General features: G+C 63.7%; 3 protein-coding genes. 1 reads left to right on the forward strand and 2 read right to left on the reverse strand.

The features are described from left to right. Window positions 1–166 precede the first annotated feature (166 nt). On the forward strand, window positions 167–1876 hold the full coding sequence (locus AC2VOG_RS20440; RefSeq protein ID WP_486941641.1) for an MCE family protein: 1710 nt from the start codon (window positions 167–169) through the stop codon (window positions 1874–1876). Window positions 1877–1901: 25 nt separating this feature from the next. Here the strand turns inward: AC2VOG_RS20440 and AC2VOG_RS20445 are convergent, their stop codons facing one another. Both AC2VOG_RS20445 and AC2VOG_RS20450 read right to left on the reverse strand, forming a co-directional pair. Next, the gene (locus tag AC2VOG_RS20445; protein ID WP_486941642.1) at window positions 1902–2429 is read right to left on the reverse strand and encodes an Rv2253/PknI dimerization domain-containing protein; all 528 of its coding nucleotides are present in this window, start codon (window positions 2427–2429) and stop codon (window positions 1902–1904) included. Window positions 2430–2561: 132 nt separating this feature from the next. Then, window positions 2562–3194 (reverse strand): hypothetical protein, encoded by a 633-nt coding sequence (locus AC2VOG_RS20450; RefSeq protein WP_486941643.1) that lies wholly within the window; start codon window positions 3192–3194, stop codon window positions 2562–2564. Window positions 3195–3263: the final 69 nt, after the last annotated feature.

Raw genomic sequence — 3263 nt, forward strand, 5'->3', positions numbered from 1 at the left:
CGGAGAACAGCAGATACCCGCGCCCGGGGATCCGCCGTACCTGCAGTACACGCGTGATCCCTTGCACGGGGGCTTCGGGCCGCCGCCCGGTCCGCCGGCGCCGGGACCGCTCGCGCCGAATGAGGCGCCGTCACCGGGCATTGCGCCGGTGGAGGGGAGCAGGTAGATGCTGACGCGCTTCGTTCGGATTCAGCTGCTGATCTTCGCGATCGTCGGGGTCGTCGGCGTGGTCTCGATGGTCCTCTTCTACATCCAGGCGCCGATGCTGCTCGGTATCGGCCGGATGACGGTCACGCTCGAGCTACCGGCGACTGGTGGTCTGTACCGGTTCTCCAACGTGACCTACCGCGGAGTGCAGATCGGCAAGGTGACCGAGGTATCGCTGACTGGGAAGGGCGCGAAAGCGACGCTGTCGCTGAGTACTTCGCCCAAGATTCCGGCCAACCTGCAAGCCGATGTACTGAGCGTCTCGGCGGTGGGTGAACAGTATGTGGACCTGCGGCCACGCACCGATTCGGGACCGTTTCTGCACGACGGCTCGGTTATTGCCATGCGCGACACCACGATTCCGCAAGCGGTAGGACCGATGCTCGATCAGGTGAGCGCCTTGGTCAAGAGCCTTCCCAAGAACAAGATCGGCCGGCTGCTCGACGAATCTTTCCAGGCCTTCAACGGAGCTGGATACGATTTGGGGTCGCTGACCGATGCAGCGTCGCGAATCTCCGCCGACTCCAACGGCATTGTCGAGCGCACGCGAACCCTGACCGAAGACGCGCAGCCGTTGCTGGACGCGCAAGCGCAGACGACCGACCCGATCCGGCGGTGGGCGCACAGCCTGGCGGGGATTTCCGATGTGCTGGCCAACGACGATTCCCGGTTCCGCACGATTCTGGAAACGGGTCCCGGGGCGTTGGACGAGGCGTCGAAGCTCTTTCAGCAGATCAAGCCGACGTTGCCGGTGCTGCTGGCCAACCTGACCACGATCGGGCAGATCGGCGTGACCTACCATCCCTCGATTGAACAGCTGCTGGTGCTGCTGCCGGCGGCGGTTGCCTACGAACAAACGGCGCAGGGCCAGAACTGGCCCGACGGTCAAGCCAGGGGTGACTTCGCGCTCACCGTTGACGATCCGCCCATTTGCACGGTCGGCTTCTTGCCGCCCAGCCAATGGCGATCCCCGGCCGACACCAGCGATATCGACACCCCGGATGGGTTGTACTGCAAGCTGCCGCAGGATTCGCCGCTCGCGGTTCGCGGTGCCCGCAACTATCCGTGCATGGGGCACCCGGGAAAGCGGGCGCCGACAGTCGAGATCTGCAACAGCGACAAGCCGTACATGCCGTTGGCGATGCGCCAGCATGTGCTCGGCCCGTCCCCCCTGGACCCCAACCTGCTTGCCCAGGGTGTACCGCCCGACGACCGGGTCACCGCGGACAAGAGAATCTTCGGGCCGGTCGAGGGAACACCGCTGCCGTTGGGCGCCATCCCGCGCGGAACACCCCCGGGACCGCGGGGAGCAACTCCGCCACCGGGCACGATGGGTGCGGCGACGCCGCCGGTTCCGTCGTCGGCCAACATGTCGACTCAGGCGGGGGATTTTCCGTCGATAGCGCCACTCGACGTCCCGGCGTCGCCACCGGCCATGCATCGGCCGCCGGCGCCCCCGAAGCCACCGACGGTGATCGATGGAGGCCGGCCCCAGGCGGCCCCAAGTTCGTTCGGCAGCAAAGCAACTGAGTCCGCTCCGTCGGTCGCGGTCGCCTCGTACGATCCGCGGACCGGTCGCTATCTGACTCCGGACGGGAAGTTCTACCAGCAGTCGGATCTGGCAACCTCGACGGCACCCAAGAAGTGGCAAGACCTGCTTCCGACATAAAAGACGGCTGATCGGCGACTGCCGGTCAGCCGATCTTGTCCAGCCGCATCGGTAGCTCGATGGTGAGCCATTGGTTCTGCCCGCAGGCCCCGCTCGGGCCGACCGTCTTGTTCTTGCCGGCCATTACCGGCGATCCGAGCTTTATCTCACCGGTACCGTCGGGATCGGCGGGATAGAAAGAGAAAGTCTGCTTTCCGGTGAAGGCGGTGCCGTCTTGGCAACGCTCCCAGTTCGGCACTTCGTGTTTGGCGTACCACAAGGTCCCGTCCCGCATGTACAGGCGGGAGCTCCAGCCTTCGCTACTTTTCAGCGTGCCGTCGCAATTCTGGAAGCTGCTGCATGTCGAGTTCAACGTCCAGGTTTGCACCGTCGTCGGCTCGCCGTTGTACTGATCGTTGATCTTGGCCCAGTTACCGATCGACGTGACGCGGTACGTCCCGTTGATCGCGACTTCTTCTTTCGTATACGCCCGGGCCGTGGTCGCGGGACCTACAAATCCAACTGCACTGGCAGCCAACAGCATTGCGGTGGCAACTGTTCCAAGTGGTCGCATCGTCTACTCCTCGACGCGCTCAATCCGACCATGTCGTAGCGGTTTACGGCACCGGTAGCGGCGTTCTCGCCTGATGAGAATAACACCGGAACGTTCGGCCTGGTATGGGTTCGGTTGCGAAGGCGGTAGCGCTTATCCCACCGGATCCAACTTCGAGATCAACCACGAACCGCGGACCTTCGTGAGCGTGATGCGCACGCTGCTCGGGGTGATCAGCGGTTGCGGCTTGTCCTTGCCTGTGGTGGTCTCGTTGAGGAAAACGAGCACGACGGCTGAGTTCGCGTCCAATTCTGACACGGCCGCTCTGAGCACCGTGGCCGTCTGTGCGAGGTGCTTTTCCTGCACCGCCGGAATGACGATTTCTTTGGTGAATTTGTCGTAGTAGGCCAGGAAATCCCCGGTGAGATGCGACCGTGCCCTGCCGAAGTCTTGATCCATGCTGTCGCTCGAATACGACAGGGTGGCAACGGCACCGTCGGAGGCAGCTTGGACGGCCCGCTGGGCCGCGGCGTCGTCGACCTGTCGATCCGGGCGGTACTGAAGAACGAACAGGCACACAGTCAGTCCCACTGCGGCGATCACCGATGCCGTCAGAACGAGTGAAAGCCAGTGTGCGAGAGCGCCAGCGATCAATCGGTCGACCGCGCCGGTACGGTCGGGCGGTGATTCACCGTCGGCAGGAGCTTTGGTGGCGACCTTCTGCGAGGCCACGTCCTCGTCCGTCGACTCGGCGCTGTCAGGCATGGACTCTGACTCGGAATTCATTGGACGAAATCAAGTTTCGACATCTTGAGGCGGTCGCCGTCCCGATCGATATTGACACTGAGTCGCCAG

The sequence above is a fragment of the Mycobacterium sp. TH-M11 genome (assembly GCF_057473725.1).